This is a genomic window from Intrasporangium mesophilum (genome assembly GCF_054783095.1).
Map to the genome: position 1 here is coordinate 328,695 of NZ_BAAGRF010000029.1, position 15,466 is coordinate 344,160.

Here is a 15,466-nt window from a genome sequence, read left to right on the forward strand (position 1 = left end):
GCTCGTCGGACTGGACCTATTACGGGCCCCTTTCGGCCGCGTAACTGTCCGCCTTTGGACGATAACTAGCGGGCACGGACTCAACACGGGGAGCACGCGGACACCGGCATACGGCCACCCTGATCACGGTGTGGTTTACCCCGCACCCACTGAGCCTGCTCCGATCAGCCGTGCTGCCAGTGCCGGAGCTTATCGGGATTCAGCACGATCCAGACGTGGACAATCTTTGTCGCCACGACGCCGAGCGTCACCATCGCGACGAGCTGGCCCAACCTGCGCACTGCAACGCCGGTCCGGCCGTTCACCGCCTCGAGGGTGAGAGTCGCGCCGGCATGTTGGCTCAGCAGGTCCACCACGAACCGTGCGCACTCGTCTGCGCCGCGCAGCGGCTGCACGGCGGTGTCGGCCGAGCGGCCGGTGTCGGTGACGACGCTCGCGTCTGCCGCCAGCAGGTCGCGAAGCGCCGAAACGCTGCCGGCCTCGCACGCCGCGGCGAAGGTGAGGACGACCAGATCCTCATCGCGTATGCCGCCCGCCGAGTCGGCCGCTCCACCATGCACGTCTGCTCCCTGTGGCTGAACGGTCAGGCGGTCATCGCGGTGATCTTGACCGGGTTCATCATCCATAGCACCTGTTCGATTCCGTCTGTCGAGACGGTGACCGTGAGCGCCGCGAAGACGTCGCCGTCGTGGTGCAGCACCGCGACCGGCTGACCGTTCGCCGTGCCCCAGCGCACCTCGACGCCCACCCAGAACCGCGGGGCGAAGGCCCGGTGGAACTTCGCCACCCGCAGCGCGCCGACGACGGGGAACCGTGAGGCGCGCACGGCGCCACCACCGTCGGAGTAGCTGATGGCGTCCTTGGCCAGCAGCCGCTCCAACGCTGCGAGGTCACCAGAGCGGGCTGCGGCGACGAACGCCTCGAGCAGCTCCCGCTGCTGGGTCGGACTGATCTCTCGGCGCTGTTCGGCAGCCAGCCGCCTGCGTGCCCTGCTGACGAGCTGGCGGACCGCAGGCTCCGTGGTCTGCAGGATGCCGGCAAGCTCGTTGTACGGGTAGTCGAACGCCTCGCGCAGGATGTATGCCGCACGCTCAGTAGGCGTGAGCTTCTCCATGAGCAGCAGGACGGCAAAGCTCAGCGCCTGGCCACGCTCGGCGCCCAGGTATGGGTCGGCACTGGTATCGACCGGCTCGGGCAACCATGGACCGATGTACGTCTCGCGCCGCGCCCGCGCCGTCTTGAGCTCGTTGATCGCCAACCGGGTCACCGCCGTCGACAGGTAGGCCACGGGGCTGACCACGGAGCCGCGATCCGCCGCCTGCCACCGGATCCACACGTCCTGCACGAGGTCCTCGGCCTCGCTGTGACTGCCCAGCATGCGGTACGCGATCCCTATCAGCCGGCGGCGGACCGCATCGAACGTCGCGGCAGCCTCGTCCAGGTCGTCAGACACCTTTGTCGAGGCCGGTCGCTGCGATGTCCGACTCCAACGACTCGATCGCCCCGATCAGGTTTCTCAAACCGACGACCTCACGTTCCACGTCGGTCGGGTCGATCTGCCACTCGGCGGACGGCAGGGCCGCATACACGGCCTGCTCGGTCGGACCGGCGAGCTCGAGGCGCGTCTCGACCTCCACCTCGAGGCTGTGCAGGAACTCGTAATCGCTCATGTCTCGCAGTCACTTTCCGATGGTGGCTCGTGCCGCCCAGTCGTCATAACGGACCTCACCGAGGATGGCGTCGCCGATCGGGACCAGGGACCGTTCGGACAGTTCCGAGCCGAAGTACCTGGCGTGTGGGTCGGTCACCACGTCGCGCGGATCGTAGCGAGCGGCAAGAGCCTTGCGGAAGAACTCGTCCATCTGGAACTGCTCCGGCCCGGCGATGTCGATGCGCCCGTTGAGCGGCTCCCCGACGGCGACGCGGCCCAGGTTCGTGGCCACGTCCTCACCGGCGATCGGCTGCCACGCCGTGGGTGCGATGTGCACGGTTGTGCCTACGGTGGCATCGTCTGCGATCGCTGGCACGAACTCGTAGAACTGCGTCGCGTGCACCATCGAGAACGGGACGCTCGACTGGCGAATCAGCTCCTCCTGGGCGATCTTGGCCGCGAAGTAGTGGTTCTCCGGCATCCTCTCGGTCCCCACGATCGACAGCCCCACGTGGTGTCGCACACCGGCAATCGCCTCGGCAGCAAGCAGGTTCCCGGTCGAGGTTCGGAAGAAGTCCATCACCGCCTTGGCTTCGAACGACGGCGAGTTCGCCACGTCGACCACAACCTCGGTCCCTTCGAGCACCTCAGCGAGCCCCTCCCCCGTCAACGTGTTGACGCCGGTGTTCGGGGCCGCCGCCACCGCCTCGTGTCCGTGCCCACTGAGCTCCGCCACCAGCTTCGACCCGATCAGGCCCGTACCGCCGATCACCACGATCCTCATCGCATACCTCTCTGTCTTCCGGCGGCACCCATGGCCGCCCGTCAACAGGTATGACAAGGCAGCCCCCGCACTTGTGACGGTGGGACCCAAGGCCGAGAGTCCGGGCTGCCGATGCGGCTCGCCCAAAGCTGTGCGCAACCCCACGCCGGGATTTGCACCTATTGATGCTCGCGGGTCAGCAAGCCGGTAACCCATGCCGTCAGTGGCAGAAGCAGACCCCAGCCAATCGCGAGACTGCCTCCGAGTTGGCCGATGCTGCCGAGATGAGCGGGGTAGGCCCGGGCCACGACGCCGAACCATGATGCGGAGAGGGCCGCCGGGATGAAGGCAACGGCCCAGCCCGGGCTCCGAGCCACCAAGGCCCACGAGGCGGCCGCTGCGGAGGCGGCGATGGCGAGGCCAAAACCCGCTTGCATCGGTAGGTGCATCAGTCCATTCGTGTTGTCATCCGACGCGCCATCGCGTGCCGCGACCACCATCTCCCAGCCGTACCAGAGTGCCCCGCCGAAAGCCGCCAGCACGAGGAGGTCCAGCGGCCAGCAGGCAACACGCCCCAGCCCGCGAAGATCCGCGAGCTGCGGCCGCCCGATGCCTGTGACGGCTGCCGAGCCTGCCACGAGGCAGCCCGCCACGACCTGACCTGGCGCGAGCCCAACGAGCCCAGCGAAAAGAATCGCCAATGCCACGGCGGCCACCTGAGGGCCATTCCATTTCTGCGGCCGAACTGCCCATGCCAGCAAAGGCAGTGGCACCAGGAATGTGAACAGCAGTCCCCATCCCGTTTCCAGGAGGTAATGCTCGAAGAACTCGAGGTTCTGGACCATGACGACCGTCAGGTCGATGATGCCGAAGAAGAATGTTGCCCAAAACAGCGCAAAAAGGGCTGCAACGAGCCGCCTGCCCAGCCGTCCGCCGCGCCGGTCAACGATGGCGTTCATGCCCACGGCACAAGCATGACGTTGACCTCGGGTTCCGTCACCAGATGCGTCATCCGCACCCTTGCCGAAACGGCAGGAGGTAATGGGACCTTCGCCCCTTCACCGCGAAAGGTCAGCGCGTCAGTCTCATTGGAGGGTGGCGAGGTGCCGTGTGTGCGAAGAGGCGCACGCATCTCAAACCTGAGAACGCCGAAGGGAGACCACAGTGTCCAGAGTCCTCATCCCCTACGGAACAACCGAAGGCCAGACGGCCCGGATCGCCGAGGTGATCGCCCAGATCCTGCGCGAGCGGGGCCACGAGGCCGATCGCCTCGACGTGAAGAGCCTGGCCGACACGATCCCGGACGGCTACGACGGCGTCGTCGTCGGCGCCTCGATTCACATGGGCAAGCACGACCGACACGTGGTGCACTTCGTCCAGAAGAATCTGGACACTCTGGCACGCCTTCCCTCGGCGTTCTTCTCGGTGAGCCTTGCCGCCTACGGCGACCGGCGGGAGGCGGAGGGGTACGTCGACCAGTTCGAAGAAGAGACCGGCTGGCACGCCGACAAGGTGGCGTTCTTCGGCGGCGCCTTGCTCTACACGCAGTACGGATACCTCAAGCGGCACATGATGAAGAAGATCGCCCGGGACAAGCCGGGCAACCTCGGGCTCGACCTCTCCCGGGACTACGTCTACACCGAATGGGACGCCGTCAAACGGTTCGCCGAACACTTCGCTGACCAGTTCGACCAACCAGCGTCGAACTGAAGGCATTGGCCCGGCCATGTCGACAGCACTCACGCGGCCCCTCCCAGCGTGGAGTCCGGGACGACCACGACCTGACGCCATCCTGCCAAGATCGCATCACGCCCGTGCCACGCGAAGACCTGCCCATGGCCGCTGACCTCACCGATGAGGTAGTCAAGCCATGACCGGCAACCGGCGACGAGCCCCGCTACTGACCCTCGCGGCGGCGTCAGCAGCAGCGGCATACGTGCTGTGGCTCAGGCCCCGACTCCGGACCTGGGGCGCGACCCCGGATGAGCTCGCCAGCGACTACCCCGGGGATGAGCTCATCCCAGATCCCGACGATTGGGCCACGATGGCCACGACCCTTCCGGCATCCCCCGAGAGCGTCTGGCGGTGGCTGGCCCAGATGGGTGGCGACCGCGGCGGTTGGTACGGCCGCGACTGGTTGGACAACAACGGAAAGCCCAGCGCGGAGCAGATCGTGCCTGGATGGCAAGACCTCGAGGTCGGCCAGCGGTTGTCCCGCGTCGCGGCCCCGGGCCAGGAACCAGGGTCCTTCACCGCGGTGAGGCTGGAACCGAACCGGACACTGGTGATGAGGTCGAGCTACGGGTTGTCCACCGGGCGTGACTTCGATCCGCGCTCCGGTCCGGCGCCCGGGGTCTGGGTCGATGGGGTGTGGGGTTCCATCTGCGTCCCGCCGACGGAGGAACACGCCTGATCGCTCGGTCGCGCAACGTGGGCGGCCCACCGTGGATCACTCGTCCGTTTGCCTTTCTCCTCGGCGAACCCATGCATTTCGCCATGCAGACCCGCCAGTTTCGCAACCTCAGACGTCGTGTCGCCGCAAACCAATGAGCATCCCGTTCGGACCCGTCGTCATCGTGGGACGTCCGCCTCTGGTGCCGAGTCGCATCTCTCTTGATGATCCGCTTATGGCGACACGGCATGTCCGCGACGCGCTCCTGGACATGGTGCAACGGGTGGGCGGAGTACAGGTCCAGGTCGGGGCAGACACCTTCGCGGTGACCTCGCGAGAAGCGACCGGCGAGGAGCTCGACCGCTACTGGCCGCGCTTGACGAAACTGTGGCCCGCATACGAAACCTTCCACAACGACGGCGGTAGACGCTCGCGTGTGTTGGAACCGGGCATCGCCGGCGTCGAGCGTGGTGGGGGTGATCGACACGGTGATGCGCACTCCCTGCCGGGAGCGTGCGCCGCCCTCGGTCGGGTTTGTCGTCAGTAGCCCAGGCCGTGGCCGAACGGGAACAGCTCGCCGGAGCCGTCCGCGCGGGGGATCGAGACCGGCAGCCGGCCGGCCGGATTCACCTCGCCGAAGAGCACACGCACCAGCGACTCGATCTGGTCGGCGGTGTAGCCGAACGTGTCGAGCACGGTCGGCGCCTCGGGGAACGACGCAACGTCGTACGGATTGCGCATGGCCGCGACCACCACCGGCTTCCCGGTCGCCAGCAGCGCTCGCACCAGTCGGGTCTGCGCCGCCGCGGCCGCGGTCGGCTGCCCCGTGGTCGCGTCGATGGCGTACGCGTTGTTGGTCGACACGACGACGAGGTCCGAGTTCTGCGCGGCCGCGACCGCGTTGGAGATGGCCGTTGCCGACGGCGTTGTGCCGGACTCGCGGACCTGGGTCGTCGCTCCGCGTGCGGTGAGCGCCGTCGCCATCGTCTGGGTCGTGCCGACGCCCCAGCCGGCGACCAGCACGCGGCGCGGGCCGGCAGTCAGGGGCAGCAGGCCGGAGTCATTCTTGACCAGAGTCGTGGTGCGGTCGGTGATCGCCTGCGCGTCGGCCAGGTGCGCGGGGGCGCCCATGATCTGCGGCGCCACCGCAGGGTCGACGAACGGGTCGCCGAAGATGCCGCGCTGGAACTTGTGCAGCAGGATCCGGTAGACCGACTCGTCGAGCCGCCGCTGGCTGATCTCGCCGCTGCGGACCGCGTCGAGCACGGCGGCGTGCGCCACGTCCATCTGCGGCGGGACGAGCAGCTGGTCTGCTCCGGCGAGGATCGCCTGGACCGGTGCCACGTTCGGCGGGTACGTCGCCGTAGCACCCGCCATGTCGAGTGCGTCGGTGACGATCAGACCGTCGAAGCCGAGCTCGTCGCGAAGCACGCCAGTGAGGATCTTGTGGCTCATGGTCGCTGGGGCTCCGGACGGGTCCACGGCGGGGAAGACGACGTGGGCGGTCATGATCGTGTCGACTCCGGCGGCGATATCGGCCCTGAACGGGGGCAGGTCGATTGCCTCGAACTGCTCCAGGGAGTGCGTGACCTGCGGAAGCCCGAAATGGCTGTCCACGCCGGTGTCGCCGTGGCCGGGGAAGTGCTTCGCGACCACTGAGATCCCACCCGAGTGGAAGCCCCCGACCTGTGCCGACGCGAGGTCGGAGACGAGGCCGGGGTCGCCGCCGATGGAGCGGATCCCGATGACGGGGTTGTTCGGGTTGATATTGACGTCGGAGACGGGCGCGTAGTCCTGCGTGACGCCGACGGCGTCCAGCTCGGTGCCGATGACCTCCGCCGAGCGCCGCGCGTCGGCGGCCGAACGTCCGGCGCCCAGCGCCATGTTGCCGGGCATCTGGGTCGCTGGGGTGCCGAAGCGAGCGACGAGCGCACCGCCCTCCTGGTCGACCGAGATCTGCAGCGGGATGTGGCCGGGCTGCGCCAGCGATGCGGTCTGCAGGCCGTTGGACAGGGTGGCCACCTGCGCCGGGTCACCGATGTTGTCGTCGTTGTTGCGCGTCGTGTAGTAGATGACCCCACCAGGCTGGTACTTCGCGATCGCCTGGGCCGGGGTGTCGACGCCGAACAGGCGCTGGTTGGTCGCCTTAGCCGTGGCGCTCACTGTGTTGGCATCGCGACCGGCCACCTCGATGACAAACAACTGGCCGACCTTCTGCTCCAGCGTCATGTGCTGCAGCAGCGAGATCACCTTGCCGCGGTACGGCGCGTCACCGGAATTTTGATGATCACCGGCCGCGGCCGCGGGTGGACCGAACGCCGCGGCCAGCACCACGGACAGCCCGATGCCCAGCCGAAGCGGGGTCCGGGCTCGGCGGGTGGTGGATGCTGACCGAGCGAACATTGGCACCTCCGGGCTCGCGTGCCCCCTCCAGCAGGGGACGAGACGACATTATGGTCGAAACCGCAAGCAAACGGTCGATTGCGTGGCAAGTCGATTTGGAGGTCCGCGGTCCGTCCTTCATGAGCGATGCGTGGGCGGGCGTCCGTGGGCCGCGGCCGAGCTGCTGCACGACCACCCCATCGCGGGACCTGGCGGAGCACTCCAGGTCAGCGAGGTGGTCTCGCCTACGTGGGCAGGGCCCGTCCTACATCGGCATGGCCTCGTAGACCCACATGTCCATAGGGCAGGACTCGAGCAGCGACACCGCGGCATCCATCGACTCGGCCTGCACGATCGAGTACCCGAGCACAGGTGGAAGGTCGGCGCCGACCTGGGCGACCGAGCCCTCCTTGGAGACGTCGTGCCCGTTGAACAGCGGATTGCCCGAGTCGACGACGTGGCCTTGCATGGATGACCACCACGCCTGTTGCGCGGCGATGAACTCGGGCGTGCGCTCCATGGCGCCGTGCGCGAGGAGAACGAACTTCTTCATGGGGACTCCTTGGTCGTGGATGACTGTCCTTGGAAGTGGGTCGCGTAGGTCTCCAGGGACTCCGAGTCATCGCCCCACCAGGGGTGGAACTCATCGACCCAGCCCTGTAGCGACCGGAGCGGCCCGCGTTGCAGAGCCAGGAAGTTGACCCGGCCGATCTTGCGACGTCGCACCAATGCGGCGGACTCGAGGACCCGGATGTGTTTGTGGACGGCCGGGAGCGACAGATCGCACATCGCGGCGAGCTCGCTGATCGACGCGGGCCTGATTGCGAGCGCGCCGACAATCCGGCGCCGGTGCTCGTTCGCCAGGGCGTCGAAGACGACGCTGAGCTCGTCCATCCCATCCCCAAACACTTAACTGTTTGGTTAACTGTAGCACGCGGGGCCCGACCATCCCGCCTGCCGTCTGAGTAGCCAAGACGAGCAGGGCGTAGAGGCGCCGCGTAACGGCAGGCCGCTCCCGCGGAACTGTGCCTTGTCGGAACAGTCCACCAAACGCGCGAGCTGCGCCGGGCCGCACGAGAGCTGCAGGACGAAGGAGCAACGATGACTGACACCAGCTACGACTTCTCGGGGCTGCGGGCGATGTACGTGAACTGCACGTTGAAGAGGTCACCGGCGCTGAGTCACACGCAGGGGCTGGTCGACGTCAGCGCCGCGATCATGGCCAAGCACGGCGTCGAGGTCGAGGTGCTGCGGGCTGTCGACCACGACATCGCCACCGGGGTCTACCTCGACATGACCGAGCACGGCTGGGACACGGACGAGTGGCCGGAGATCTACCGCCGGGTCATGGCCAGTGACATCCTCGTCATCGCCGGCCCGATCTGGCTCGGCGACAACTCCAGCATGACCAAACGGATCATCGAGCGGTTGTACGCGGGGTCCGGGGACATGAACGAGAAGGGGCAGTACACGTACTACGGCCGCGTCGGCGGGTGTCTCATCACCGGCAACGAGGACGGCATCAAGCACTGCGCGATGAACATCCTGTACTCGCTGCAGCACATCGGCTACACGATCCCGCCGCAGGCGGATGCCGGCTGGATCGGTGAGGCGGGACCTGGCCCGTCCTACCTCGACCCGGGCAGCGGTGGTCCGGCGAACGACTTCACCAACCGCAACACGACCTTCATGACCTGGAACCTGATGCACATGGCAACGCTGCTGAGGCAGGCCGGCGGCATACCGGCATACGGCAACCTACGGACGGAGTGGGAGGCCGGCATGCACTACGACTTCGAGAACCCGGAGTACCGCTGACGCCATCGTTTGTCACCCATGCTGGTGACGGCACCGATCGCGGCGTCACGACGATGGCCGCTCCGTGGCCCGGTTCGGTACGTTCGGCCCATGGCCGGGACCACGGCGCACGTCGGGTCGCCCGACGACGTCAGTCTCGTGGCCTGCCTGAAGGCGGGCGACGAGCAGGCGTTCGCCACGCTGGTCGACGGGTGGTCGGGGTGGATGCTGCGCCTCGCGCGCGAGTACGTGGCCACCGATGGTGTGGCCGAGGACGTGGTCCAGGAGACGTGGCTTGCCGTGCTGCACGGGCTGGACAGGTTCCGCGGGGACGCGTCGCTGCGCACCTGGGTGTACCGGATCCTGGTCAACCAGGCCAAGCGCCGCGGTGTGCGGGAGCACCGCACGATCCCGTTCGCCAGCCTCGCCGCGGAGGACGGGGCGCCGACGGTCGACGCCTCACGGTTCCAGGGGCCGCACGACCCGGCCCCGGGTGGGTGGCGGCAGTTCCCTCACGAGTGGCCCGAGCAGGTGGCGCTGACCCGGGAGGTCCATGACGTCGTGGGGGTCGCACTGGGCGGCCTGCCTGACCGGCAGCGCGCCGTGGTGGTCCTGCGGGACCTGCAGGGACACACCTCCGACGAGGTATGCCGCATGTTGGGAATCACCGCAAGCAACCAGCGCGTCCTGCTGCACCGGGGCCGGGCCGTGGTCCGCGCGCACCTGGAGCGCTACTTCGCCGGCGTGGAGGCGCCCTCCGGGGAGGTGGCCCGATGACCTGTCAGGAGTTCGTGGAGCTGGTGACGGCCTACCTCGAGGACGCGATGCCCTCCGCGCTGCGGGCGGCGTTCGAGGAGCACCTGCGGCTGTGCCCCTGGTGCGACCAGTACCTGGCCCAGTTCCGGCTGACGATCAAGCTGCTTGGTTCGCTGCCAGAGGAGGCCCTGTCCGCACCGGGACGGCAGCGGCTGTTGGACGCCTTCGCCGACTGGCGCGACAACCCCGGTCCCGCGGTGCCGTAACGCCAGCCACCACTGCGTGCACCGACTCCTGAGCACGCGTCTGGAAGGAAGCACCATGCCCGCCATCGGATTCGAGAACCTCCTCATCGTCGTGGTGGTTGCGCTCGCCGCGCCGCTGCTGGTGAGCGTGATTCCCCGGGTGCGGCTTCCGGCTGTCGTCATGGAGATCGTCGCCGGGGTCGTGCTGGGGCCTGCGGTCCTGGGCGTTGCCGAGGCGGACCTTGCGGTGCAAGTGATGGCCGTGATCGGCCTGGCCTTCCTGCTGTTCATGGTCGGCCTCGAGCTCGACGTGCGCGTGCTGCGCGGCACGGTGCTGCGCCTCGCGGCGCTGGGCTACCTGCTCAGCCTGGCGCTGGGCGGCGGCGTTGGCCTCGCGGTGACCGCGGCCGGCTGGGTGCAAGGGCCGCTGCTGATCGCCATCGCACTCTCGGCCACCTCCCTCGGCCTCGTCGTCCCGTGCTCAAGGATGCCGGCCGGCTCGACTCGACTCTCGGTCGGCTCACGATCGCGGCGGCGACACTGGCGGATGTCGCGGCGATCCTGCTGCTCACGCTGCTGTTCTCCGAGGGAGCCTCGAGCGTCGGTGCGCGGGTGGTGCTGCTCGTTTCGTTCGCCGGCGTCGTCATCCTCGTCGCCGCCGGGCTGGTGTTCACCGGGCGGTGGCGACCGCTCGGTGACCTCCTGCTGAGGCTGCAGGACACGACCGCCGAGATACGAGTCCGCGCTGCGGTCGTGCTGCTGCTCGGGTTCGTCGTGCTCGCCGAACGGTTCGGACTCGAGACCATCCTCGGGGCGCTGCTGGCAGGCGCAGTGGTCGGCGCGATCGACCGAGACACCAGCACCCATCCCCAGTTCCGCACCAAGCTGGAGGCCATCGGCAACGGGTTCGTGATCCCGGTCTTCTTCATTGCCAGCGGCATGAGGCTCGATGTCGCCGGACTGGTCGCCGATCCGGCGGCGCTGGCCCGGACTCCGGTCTTCCTTGCCGCGCTGCTCCTCGCGCGCGGCCTCCCCGCCTTGGTCTTCCGCGGCCGGCTGTCCGGGCGCGAGACCGCGGCTGCCGGTCTGCTCCAGGCGACGTCGCTGCCATTCCTGGTTACCGCGTCCATGATCGGTGTCGACACCAGGCTGATCTCCCCGGTCAACGCCGCGGCGCTGGTAGCCGCCGGCGTTCTGTCGATCCTCATCTTCCCGGTGGGCGCACTCGGCCTCCTCCGTGGCAGCCGCACCCCGTCCGCCCCCACCAGCCCCGAGCTGCGCCCCACTGGCTGAGCGCTCGCTGAGCGCCGTGCGACAAAGGGATGCACGCGTAGCGGCCCGTCTGCTCCGGACGCGCCGGCGCGGTGGTCACCGAGCGTTCCGGCGTGCATCCGATCCGGGTTTGCGTGTGCGCCGTCCGGTGCGTCGCATCAGCTCACGTCGAGGTGCAGACGCAGGCCGGGGCCGAGCTCGGTGGCGACGTGTTCGTCGCCGACGAACCCGACAGCGGCGTAGAAGACAGAGGCGTGGGGGTTGCCGGTAACCCACAACCGCCGGCGCCCTGCCTTACGCAGGGTCTCAACGGCGTCCTCGATGAGTTGCCGTGCAACACCTCGTCGATGCCACTGGGGGTCGACGAACAAGTCTTCCAGCTCGGGCTCGCCGCCTGCTCCGGCTCCCACGGTCACCGTCGCGAAGCCAACGATCGTCCCCACTCCTTCGAGGTCGGCCATCGCTACGCGCGTGCGGCCGTCCACGACGCCGTCGCCGGCGAAGTGGAGGAACTCGGGGCGGGCCATCAACAGCGGCGCGTCTCCGGAGTTCGACAACGAGGCGGACCGGTAGATCCGCTGGAGCTCGGAGAGGTCTGCCGGGACCGCCGTGCGGATGGTCACGACAGGCCCCGTGTGGTCGAAGCCGAACTGCCATGCGTCGACGTCGAACAGCTCGCTCGTTGCGGCTCCGTTGTAGACGAAGAACACATGGTGCACGCCGGTCACCGTCCGGGTCAGGTTGGTCCGCACGGTCGTCCACTCCCCAGCACTGGAGGCCGGGATGGTCAGCGTGCCCACAAGGTTCGCCGCGACGGAGGGATCCAGGTTGTCGAGGCGGACCTCGACCTGCCCGCCGGCCTTCGCAAGCACGTCGGCGGACAGGGCTGTAGCGCCCGCGGCCTGGTCGCTGCCGAAGTCGACCTGGGCGACGGACGTCCACTCGCCGTTGTGAATGTTGGTCAGTTTCTGCTGACCGGTCGTGTCGGACCCGACGGGCAGCACGCGCACACCGGACGAACCCACGTAGGCGTCCTGGATCCCGGAGTCCCACGCGATCGACACGGCCTCGATCCGCTGGCGCGGGTCGACTGTCCGGAGCTGGCTCACGCCCTCGTAGGTGGCGGTGATCGGCGCGATGGTGCCGTCAGGGTTGACCGTCACCTTGTCGATGTGCGTCGAACGGTAGCCGTGCGCCTTGTCGAGCGACCCACCGGCGACGAGCGCCGACTGCACCGTCGATGTGTGGTAGGCGATGTACAGCTGGCCACCGAACTCGAACATCGCGTGGTGGTTGTTGCCCCCGACCCCGAAGAACGTGCCTGGGTTGTCGAGGATCTGCCCGGCATACGTGAACGGCCCCATGGGGTTGTCGGACACCATGTAGGTAATGGTGCCGGTCTTCATCGGGTGGCCGTCGATGACCGAGGAATGGCTGAAGTTCGAGCAGTAGCTGTAGTAGTACTTCCCGTTGATCTTGTTGATCCCCGAGTCCTCGAACAGCCCGGGCGCGTCGATCGTGGCGGCCGAACCGATGGTGCTGATCATGTCGTCACCGAGCTTGACGACACGGGACGTCTTGGGGTGGTCGACCTGACCGGTCGGCAGGCCCCCGCCGAAGTAGAGGTATGCCGCGCCGTCGTCGTCGATCAGGACGGCGGGGTCGAAGAGCCATACGACTCCCGCGACGCCCGGAGCCGACTCGCTGACAAGGGCCCTGCCGATCGGGTCCGTCCACGGCCCGACCGGCGAGTCCGACGTGAGCACACCGATGCCACCGTCGCTGTTGGCGAAGTACAGGAAGAACTTCTCCGTGCCGTTGACCGTCTTGTGCGCCGCGCTCGGAGCCCAGGAGTTGGATGCCCACTGTGCGGCGCCAGCCGAGCCGGCGACCTTGACCTGTCCCTCGTTCGTCCAGTTCACCATGTCGACAGACGAGATGATGGTCAGGGTGCGGATCTGGCGGTACGTGTTGTCCGTGATGGTGCCGCTGCCGTCGTACTCGTACGTCTGGACGACGTTCCCGTTCGCGTCGTACTGGGATCCGTCCGAGGTCATGTACACGTACACGCGTCCGTCATAGGTCATGGCGAACGGGTCGGCGCCGTACTGGTAGTCCATGAGCGGGTTCGAGTTGCCGATCGTCTTGGCCGGCTTGGCGTTTCCCGGTCGGTGCGTCACCGTCGGGGTGCCTTCCTGCAGGGTCACGCGCTCCTACTCCTTCTCGGCGGTCACGATCGCGAAGTCGGGGTCCGGGCTATCGAGGACAGCCGCCAGTCGCTCGAGCGCGGACGGATCACCCGTCACCTCGAGTCCCGCCGCGGCCAGCGTAGCTGCGTCGAGGCGGCCGAGCGCCAGCACCGGAAGCGCGCCGCGTGCGCCAGCCACGACGACGTCGGCCGCATCGCCGCGTGCGGCGCTGGTGTACGTAAGGACGCCGTTCGACAGGCGCAGTCGGTATGCCGATGCGGCCCCGTCGACATCGGGACCGTCGGTCAGGCGGACGTCGATGGTGATCCTCTCGTCCCAGGCCCGAGGCCCGTCGATGCGTATGGCCAGGGCGTCGAAGACCATCTCCGGGGCCAGGTTCGTGATGATGTCCGGGGAGGCGCTCTGGGTCGGGGTGCCGAAACTGCCGTCGCGCAGCTCGACGGCGCCGGAGAGGTAGAAGTTGCGCCAGGTGCCGTTCTCCGAGCCGTAGCCGAGCCGCTCGTACGTGTCGGCCAGCAGCTCCCGGGCCGCGGCGTGCTCAGGCTCAGCGAAGACCACATGGGCCAACACCTCGGCGACCCAGCGCAGGTCCCCGGCCGCGGACGAGGCGCGTGCCTTGTCCACGACGGCATCGGCGCCGCCCATGAACTCGACGTATCGCACGGCCGCTTCAGGCCGGGGGTGCTCCCACAGATGAGAGGGGTGGCCGTCGAACCAGCCCATGTAGCGCTGGTAGATCGCCTTCACGTTGTGGCTGACCGAGCCGTAGTAGCCGTGAGTGCTCCATGCTTGCTCCAGCGCCGGGGGGAGCTGGATCCGCTCGGCGATCTCCGCGCCGACCAGGCCCTGGTTCAGCATCCGCATCGTCTGGTCGTGCAGGTAGCCGTACAGGTCGCGCTGGGTCGCCAGGAACTGCACCACCCGCTCGTTGCCCCACGTGGGCCAGTGGTGGGATGCGAACACCGCCTCGGCCTCGGACCCGAACAGGTCGATGACCTCGGTCAGGTAGTGCGACCACACATGCGGGTCACGGACCAGCGCCCCGCGCAGCGTCAGGATGTTGTGCAGCGTGTGGGTGGCGTTCTCGGCCATGCACAGTGCCCGGAAGTCCGGGAAGTAGAAATGCATCTCGGCGGGAGCCTCGGTGCCCGGCGCCATCTGGAACACGATGCGCACCCCGTCGACGACCTCCTCGTGACCGGTCGTGGAGATGTGCACCGTCGGAGCGATCAGCGTCACGGTGCCGGTGGACGTCGTCTGCCCCAGTCCCGCGCCCACCTGCCCTTGGGGACCTCGGGCCAGCGCCGCTCCGTACATGTAGCCCGCACGCCTGCCCATCGCGGTGCCCGCGTACACATTCTCGGCGATCGCGTGCTCGAGGAAGCCCTCAGGAGCGATCACCGGCACCCTTCCCGAGTCGACCTCCTCCTGGGTGATGACGCCCTTGACGCCGCCGAAGTGGTCGACATGGGAGTGCGTGTAGATCACCGCTGTGACCGGGCGCTCGCCCCGGTGGGCGCGGTACAGGCCGAGCGCCGCGGCCGCGGTCTCGGTCGAGATCAGCGGGTCGATCACGATCACCCCCGTCTCGCCCTCGACGAAGGTGATGTTCGACAGGTCGAACCCGCGCACCTGGTAGAGGCCCTCGACCACTTCGAACAGACCCTGCATCGACACCAGCGATGACTGACGCCACAGACTCGGGTTCACCGAGTCCGGCGCCTCTCCCGACAAGAACGCGTAGGAGTCGTTGTCCCAGACCACGCGACCGTCCTCGGCGCGGATCACGCACGGTTCCAGCCGTGCGATGAGCCCCCGTGAGGCCTCGTCGAAGTCCCGCGTATCGGAGAACGCCATCGACTCCCGCACGAGCCGCTGCTGATCCACCATCGAAGAGGTCACCTGTTTGGAGTCGGCAGACATGACCCAAGACTCACCTGGGGTCCCTCCGCGACGACTCGCCCACACGGGGTGAACGGGGCGTCAGGGAAGGAGCTC

Annotated in this window: 16 protein-coding genes and 1 pseudogene; 7 read left to right on the plus strand and 10 right to left on the minus strand. The window is 67.9% G+C overall.

Annotated elements, in window-relative coordinates; all coding sequences use genetic code 11:
* Positions 1–164: 164 nt before the first annotated feature.
* The 5 genes from ACYVLP_RS21405 to ACYVLP_RS21425 form a co-directional block, all read right to left on the minus strand.
* Positions 165–560 carry a sigma-70 family RNA polymerase sigma factor family protein gene (locus ACYVLP_RS21405; protein ID WP_460629330.1) on the minus strand — a complete coding sequence of 132 codons (396 nt, stop codon included), beginning with the start codon at positions 558–560 and terminating at the stop codon, positions 165–167.
* Between the two features lie 23 nt (positions 561–583).
* Positions 584–1,453, minus strand: a complete 870-nt coding sequence (locus tag ACYVLP_RS21410; protein WP_460629331.1) for an RNA polymerase sigma-70 factor — start codon at positions 1,451–1,453, stop codon at positions 584–586.
* Positions 1,446–1,670: a hypothetical protein gene (locus ACYVLP_RS21415; RefSeq protein WP_460629332.1), complete on the minus strand. Its 225-nt coding sequence runs from the start codon at positions 1,668–1,670 to the stop codon at positions 1,446–1,448. Before ACYVLP_RS21415 ends, ACYVLP_RS21410 begins: the two co-directional genes overlap by 8 nt.
* Positions 1,671–1,679: 9 nt before the next feature.
* Complete coding sequence (locus ACYVLP_RS21420) at positions 1,680–2,435, minus strand: SDR family oxidoreductase (protein WP_460629333.1); 756 nt, start codon at positions 2,433–2,435, stop codon at positions 1,680–1,682.
* A gap of 158 nt (positions 2,436–2,593) precedes the next feature.
* Complete coding sequence (locus ACYVLP_RS21425; protein WP_460629334.1) at positions 2,594–3,379, minus strand: hypothetical protein; 786 nt, start codon at positions 3,377–3,379, stop codon at positions 2,594–2,596.
* Positions 3,380–3,578: 199 nt separating this feature from the next.
* On the opposite strand from ACYVLP_RS21425, the gene ACYVLP_RS21430 reads away from it, so the two are divergent.
* From ACYVLP_RS21430 to ACYVLP_RS21440, 3 genes are all read left to right on the plus strand, one after another.
* Entirely contained in the window at positions 3,579–4,124 is a 546-nt protein-coding gene (locus tag ACYVLP_RS21430) for a flavodoxin domain-containing protein (protein ID WP_460629335.1), read from the plus strand.
* A 160-nt stretch (positions 4,125–4,284) separates the two neighbouring features.
* Positions 4,285–4,827 (plus strand): hypothetical protein, encoded by a 543-nt coding sequence (locus ACYVLP_RS21435; protein WP_460629336.1) that lies wholly within the window; start codon positions 4,285–4,287, stop codon positions 4,825–4,827.
* A gap of 250 nt (positions 4,828–5,077) precedes the next feature.
* Positions 5,078–5,353 (plus strand): nitroreductase/quinone reductase family protein, encoded by a 276-nt coding sequence (locus ACYVLP_RS21440; RefSeq protein WP_460629581.1) that lies wholly within the window; start codon positions 5,078–5,080, stop codon positions 5,351–5,353.
* Here the strand turns inward: ACYVLP_RS21440 and ACYVLP_RS21445 are convergent.
* The 3 genes from ACYVLP_RS21445 to ACYVLP_RS21455 form a co-directional block, all read right to left on the minus strand.
* Complete coding sequence (locus ACYVLP_RS21445) at positions 5,347–7,209, minus strand: glycoside hydrolase family 3 protein (protein ID WP_460629337.1); 1,863 nt, start codon at positions 7,207–7,209, stop codon at positions 5,347–5,349. The two genes, ACYVLP_RS21440 and ACYVLP_RS21445, sit on opposite strands and share 7 nt — an antisense overlap.
* A gap of 244 nt (positions 7,210–7,453) precedes the next feature.
* Complete coding sequence (locus ACYVLP_RS21450) at positions 7,454–7,741, minus strand: hypothetical protein (RefSeq protein ID WP_460629338.1); 288 nt, start codon at positions 7,739–7,741, stop codon at positions 7,454–7,456.
* Positions 7,738–8,082 (minus strand): ArsR/SmtB family transcription factor, encoded by a 345-nt coding sequence (locus ACYVLP_RS21455; protein WP_460629339.1) that lies wholly within the window; start codon positions 8,080–8,082, stop codon positions 7,738–7,740. Before ACYVLP_RS21455 ends, ACYVLP_RS21450 begins: the two co-directional genes overlap by 4 nt.
* Before the next feature lie 207 nt (positions 8,083–8,289).
* Between ACYVLP_RS21455 and ACYVLP_RS21460 the strand changes: the two genes are divergently transcribed.
* The 4 genes and pseudogenes from ACYVLP_RS21460 (at position 8,290) to ACYVLP_RS21475 (ending at position 11,279) form a co-directional block, all read left to right on the plus strand.
* The gene (locus tag ACYVLP_RS21460; protein ID WP_460629340.1) at positions 8,290–9,006 is read left to right on the plus strand and encodes a flavodoxin family protein; all 717 of its coding nucleotides are present in this window, start codon (positions 8,290–8,292) and stop codon (positions 9,004–9,006) included.
* Between the two features lie 90 nt (positions 9,007–9,096).
* Entirely contained in the window at positions 9,097–9,762 is a 666-nt protein-coding gene (locus ACYVLP_RS21465) for an RNA polymerase sigma factor (protein WP_460629341.1), read from the plus strand.
* Entirely contained in the window at positions 9,759–10,007 is a 249-nt protein-coding gene (locus ACYVLP_RS21470; protein ID WP_460629342.1) for an anti-sigma factor family protein, read from the plus strand. The genes ACYVLP_RS21465 and ACYVLP_RS21470 overlap by 4 nt, the downstream gene beginning before the upstream one ends.
* 55 nt (positions 10,008–10,062) lie before the next feature.
* A pseudogene (locus ACYVLP_RS21475) lies at positions 10,063–11,279 on the plus strand (cation:proton antiporter).
* 137 nt (positions 11,280–11,416) lie between these two features.
* On the opposite strand, the gene ACYVLP_RS21480 reads toward ACYVLP_RS21475, so the two are convergent.
* The gene (locus ACYVLP_RS21480) at positions 11,417–13,465 is read right to left on the minus strand and encodes a GNAT family N-acetyltransferase (protein ID WP_460629343.1); all 2,049 of its coding nucleotides are present in this window, start codon (positions 13,463–13,465) and stop codon (positions 11,417–11,419) included.
* 6 nt (positions 13,466–13,471) lie between these two features.
* Positions 13,472–15,391, minus strand: coding sequence for an alkyl/aryl-sulfatase (locus ACYVLP_RS21485; protein ID WP_460629344.1), 1,920 nt, complete (start codon positions 15,389–15,391; stop codon positions 13,472–13,474).
* Positions 15,392–15,466 lie beyond the last annotated feature (75 nt).

What these genes read in the sequence shown, in the direction of transcription:
- ACYVLP_RS21415 (WP_460629332.1), bottom strand. Translation starts at nt 1,670, where the DNA reads ATGAGCGATTACGAGTTCCTGCACAGCCTCGAGGTGGAGGTCGAGACG.
- ACYVLP_RS21420 (WP_460629333.1), bottom strand. Translation starts at nt 2,435, where the DNA reads ATGAGGATCGTGGTGATCGGCGGTACGGGCCTGATCGGGTCGAAGCTG.
- ACYVLP_RS21435 (WP_460629336.1), top strand. Translation starts at nt 4,285, where the DNA reads ATGACCGGCAACCGGCGACGAGCCCCGCTACTGACCCTCGCGGCGGCG.
- ACYVLP_RS21440 (WP_460629581.1), top strand. Translation starts at nt 5,078, where the DNA reads ATGGTGCAACGGGTGGGCGGAGTACAGGTCCAGGTCGGGGCAGACACC.
- ACYVLP_RS21445 (WP_460629337.1), bottom strand. Translation starts at nt 7,209, where the DNA reads ATGTTCGCTCGGTCAGCATCCACCACCCGCCGAGCCCGGACCCCGCTT.
- ACYVLP_RS21450 (WP_460629338.1), bottom strand. Translation starts at nt 7,741, where the DNA reads ATGAAGAAGTTCGTTCTCCTCGCGCACGGCGCCATGGAGCGCACGCCC.
- ACYVLP_RS21455 (WP_460629339.1), bottom strand. Translation starts at nt 8,082, where the DNA reads ATGGACGAGCTCAGCGTCGTCTTCGACGCCCTGGCGAACGAGCACCGG.
- ACYVLP_RS21460 (WP_460629340.1), top strand. Translation starts at nt 8,290, where the DNA reads ATGACTGACACCAGCTACGACTTCTCGGGGCTGCGGGCGATGTACGTG.
- ACYVLP_RS21465 (WP_460629341.1), top strand. Translation starts at nt 9,097, where the DNA reads ATGGCCGGGACCACGGCGCACGTCGGGTCGCCCGACGACGTCAGTCTC.
- ACYVLP_RS21470 (WP_460629342.1), top strand. Translation starts at nt 9,759, where the DNA reads ATGACCTGTCAGGAGTTCGTGGAGCTGGTGACGGCCTACCTCGAGGAC.
- ACYVLP_RS21485 (WP_460629344.1), bottom strand. Translation starts at nt 15,391, where the DNA reads ATGTCTGCCGACTCCAAACAGGTGACCTCTTCGATGGTGGATCAGCAG.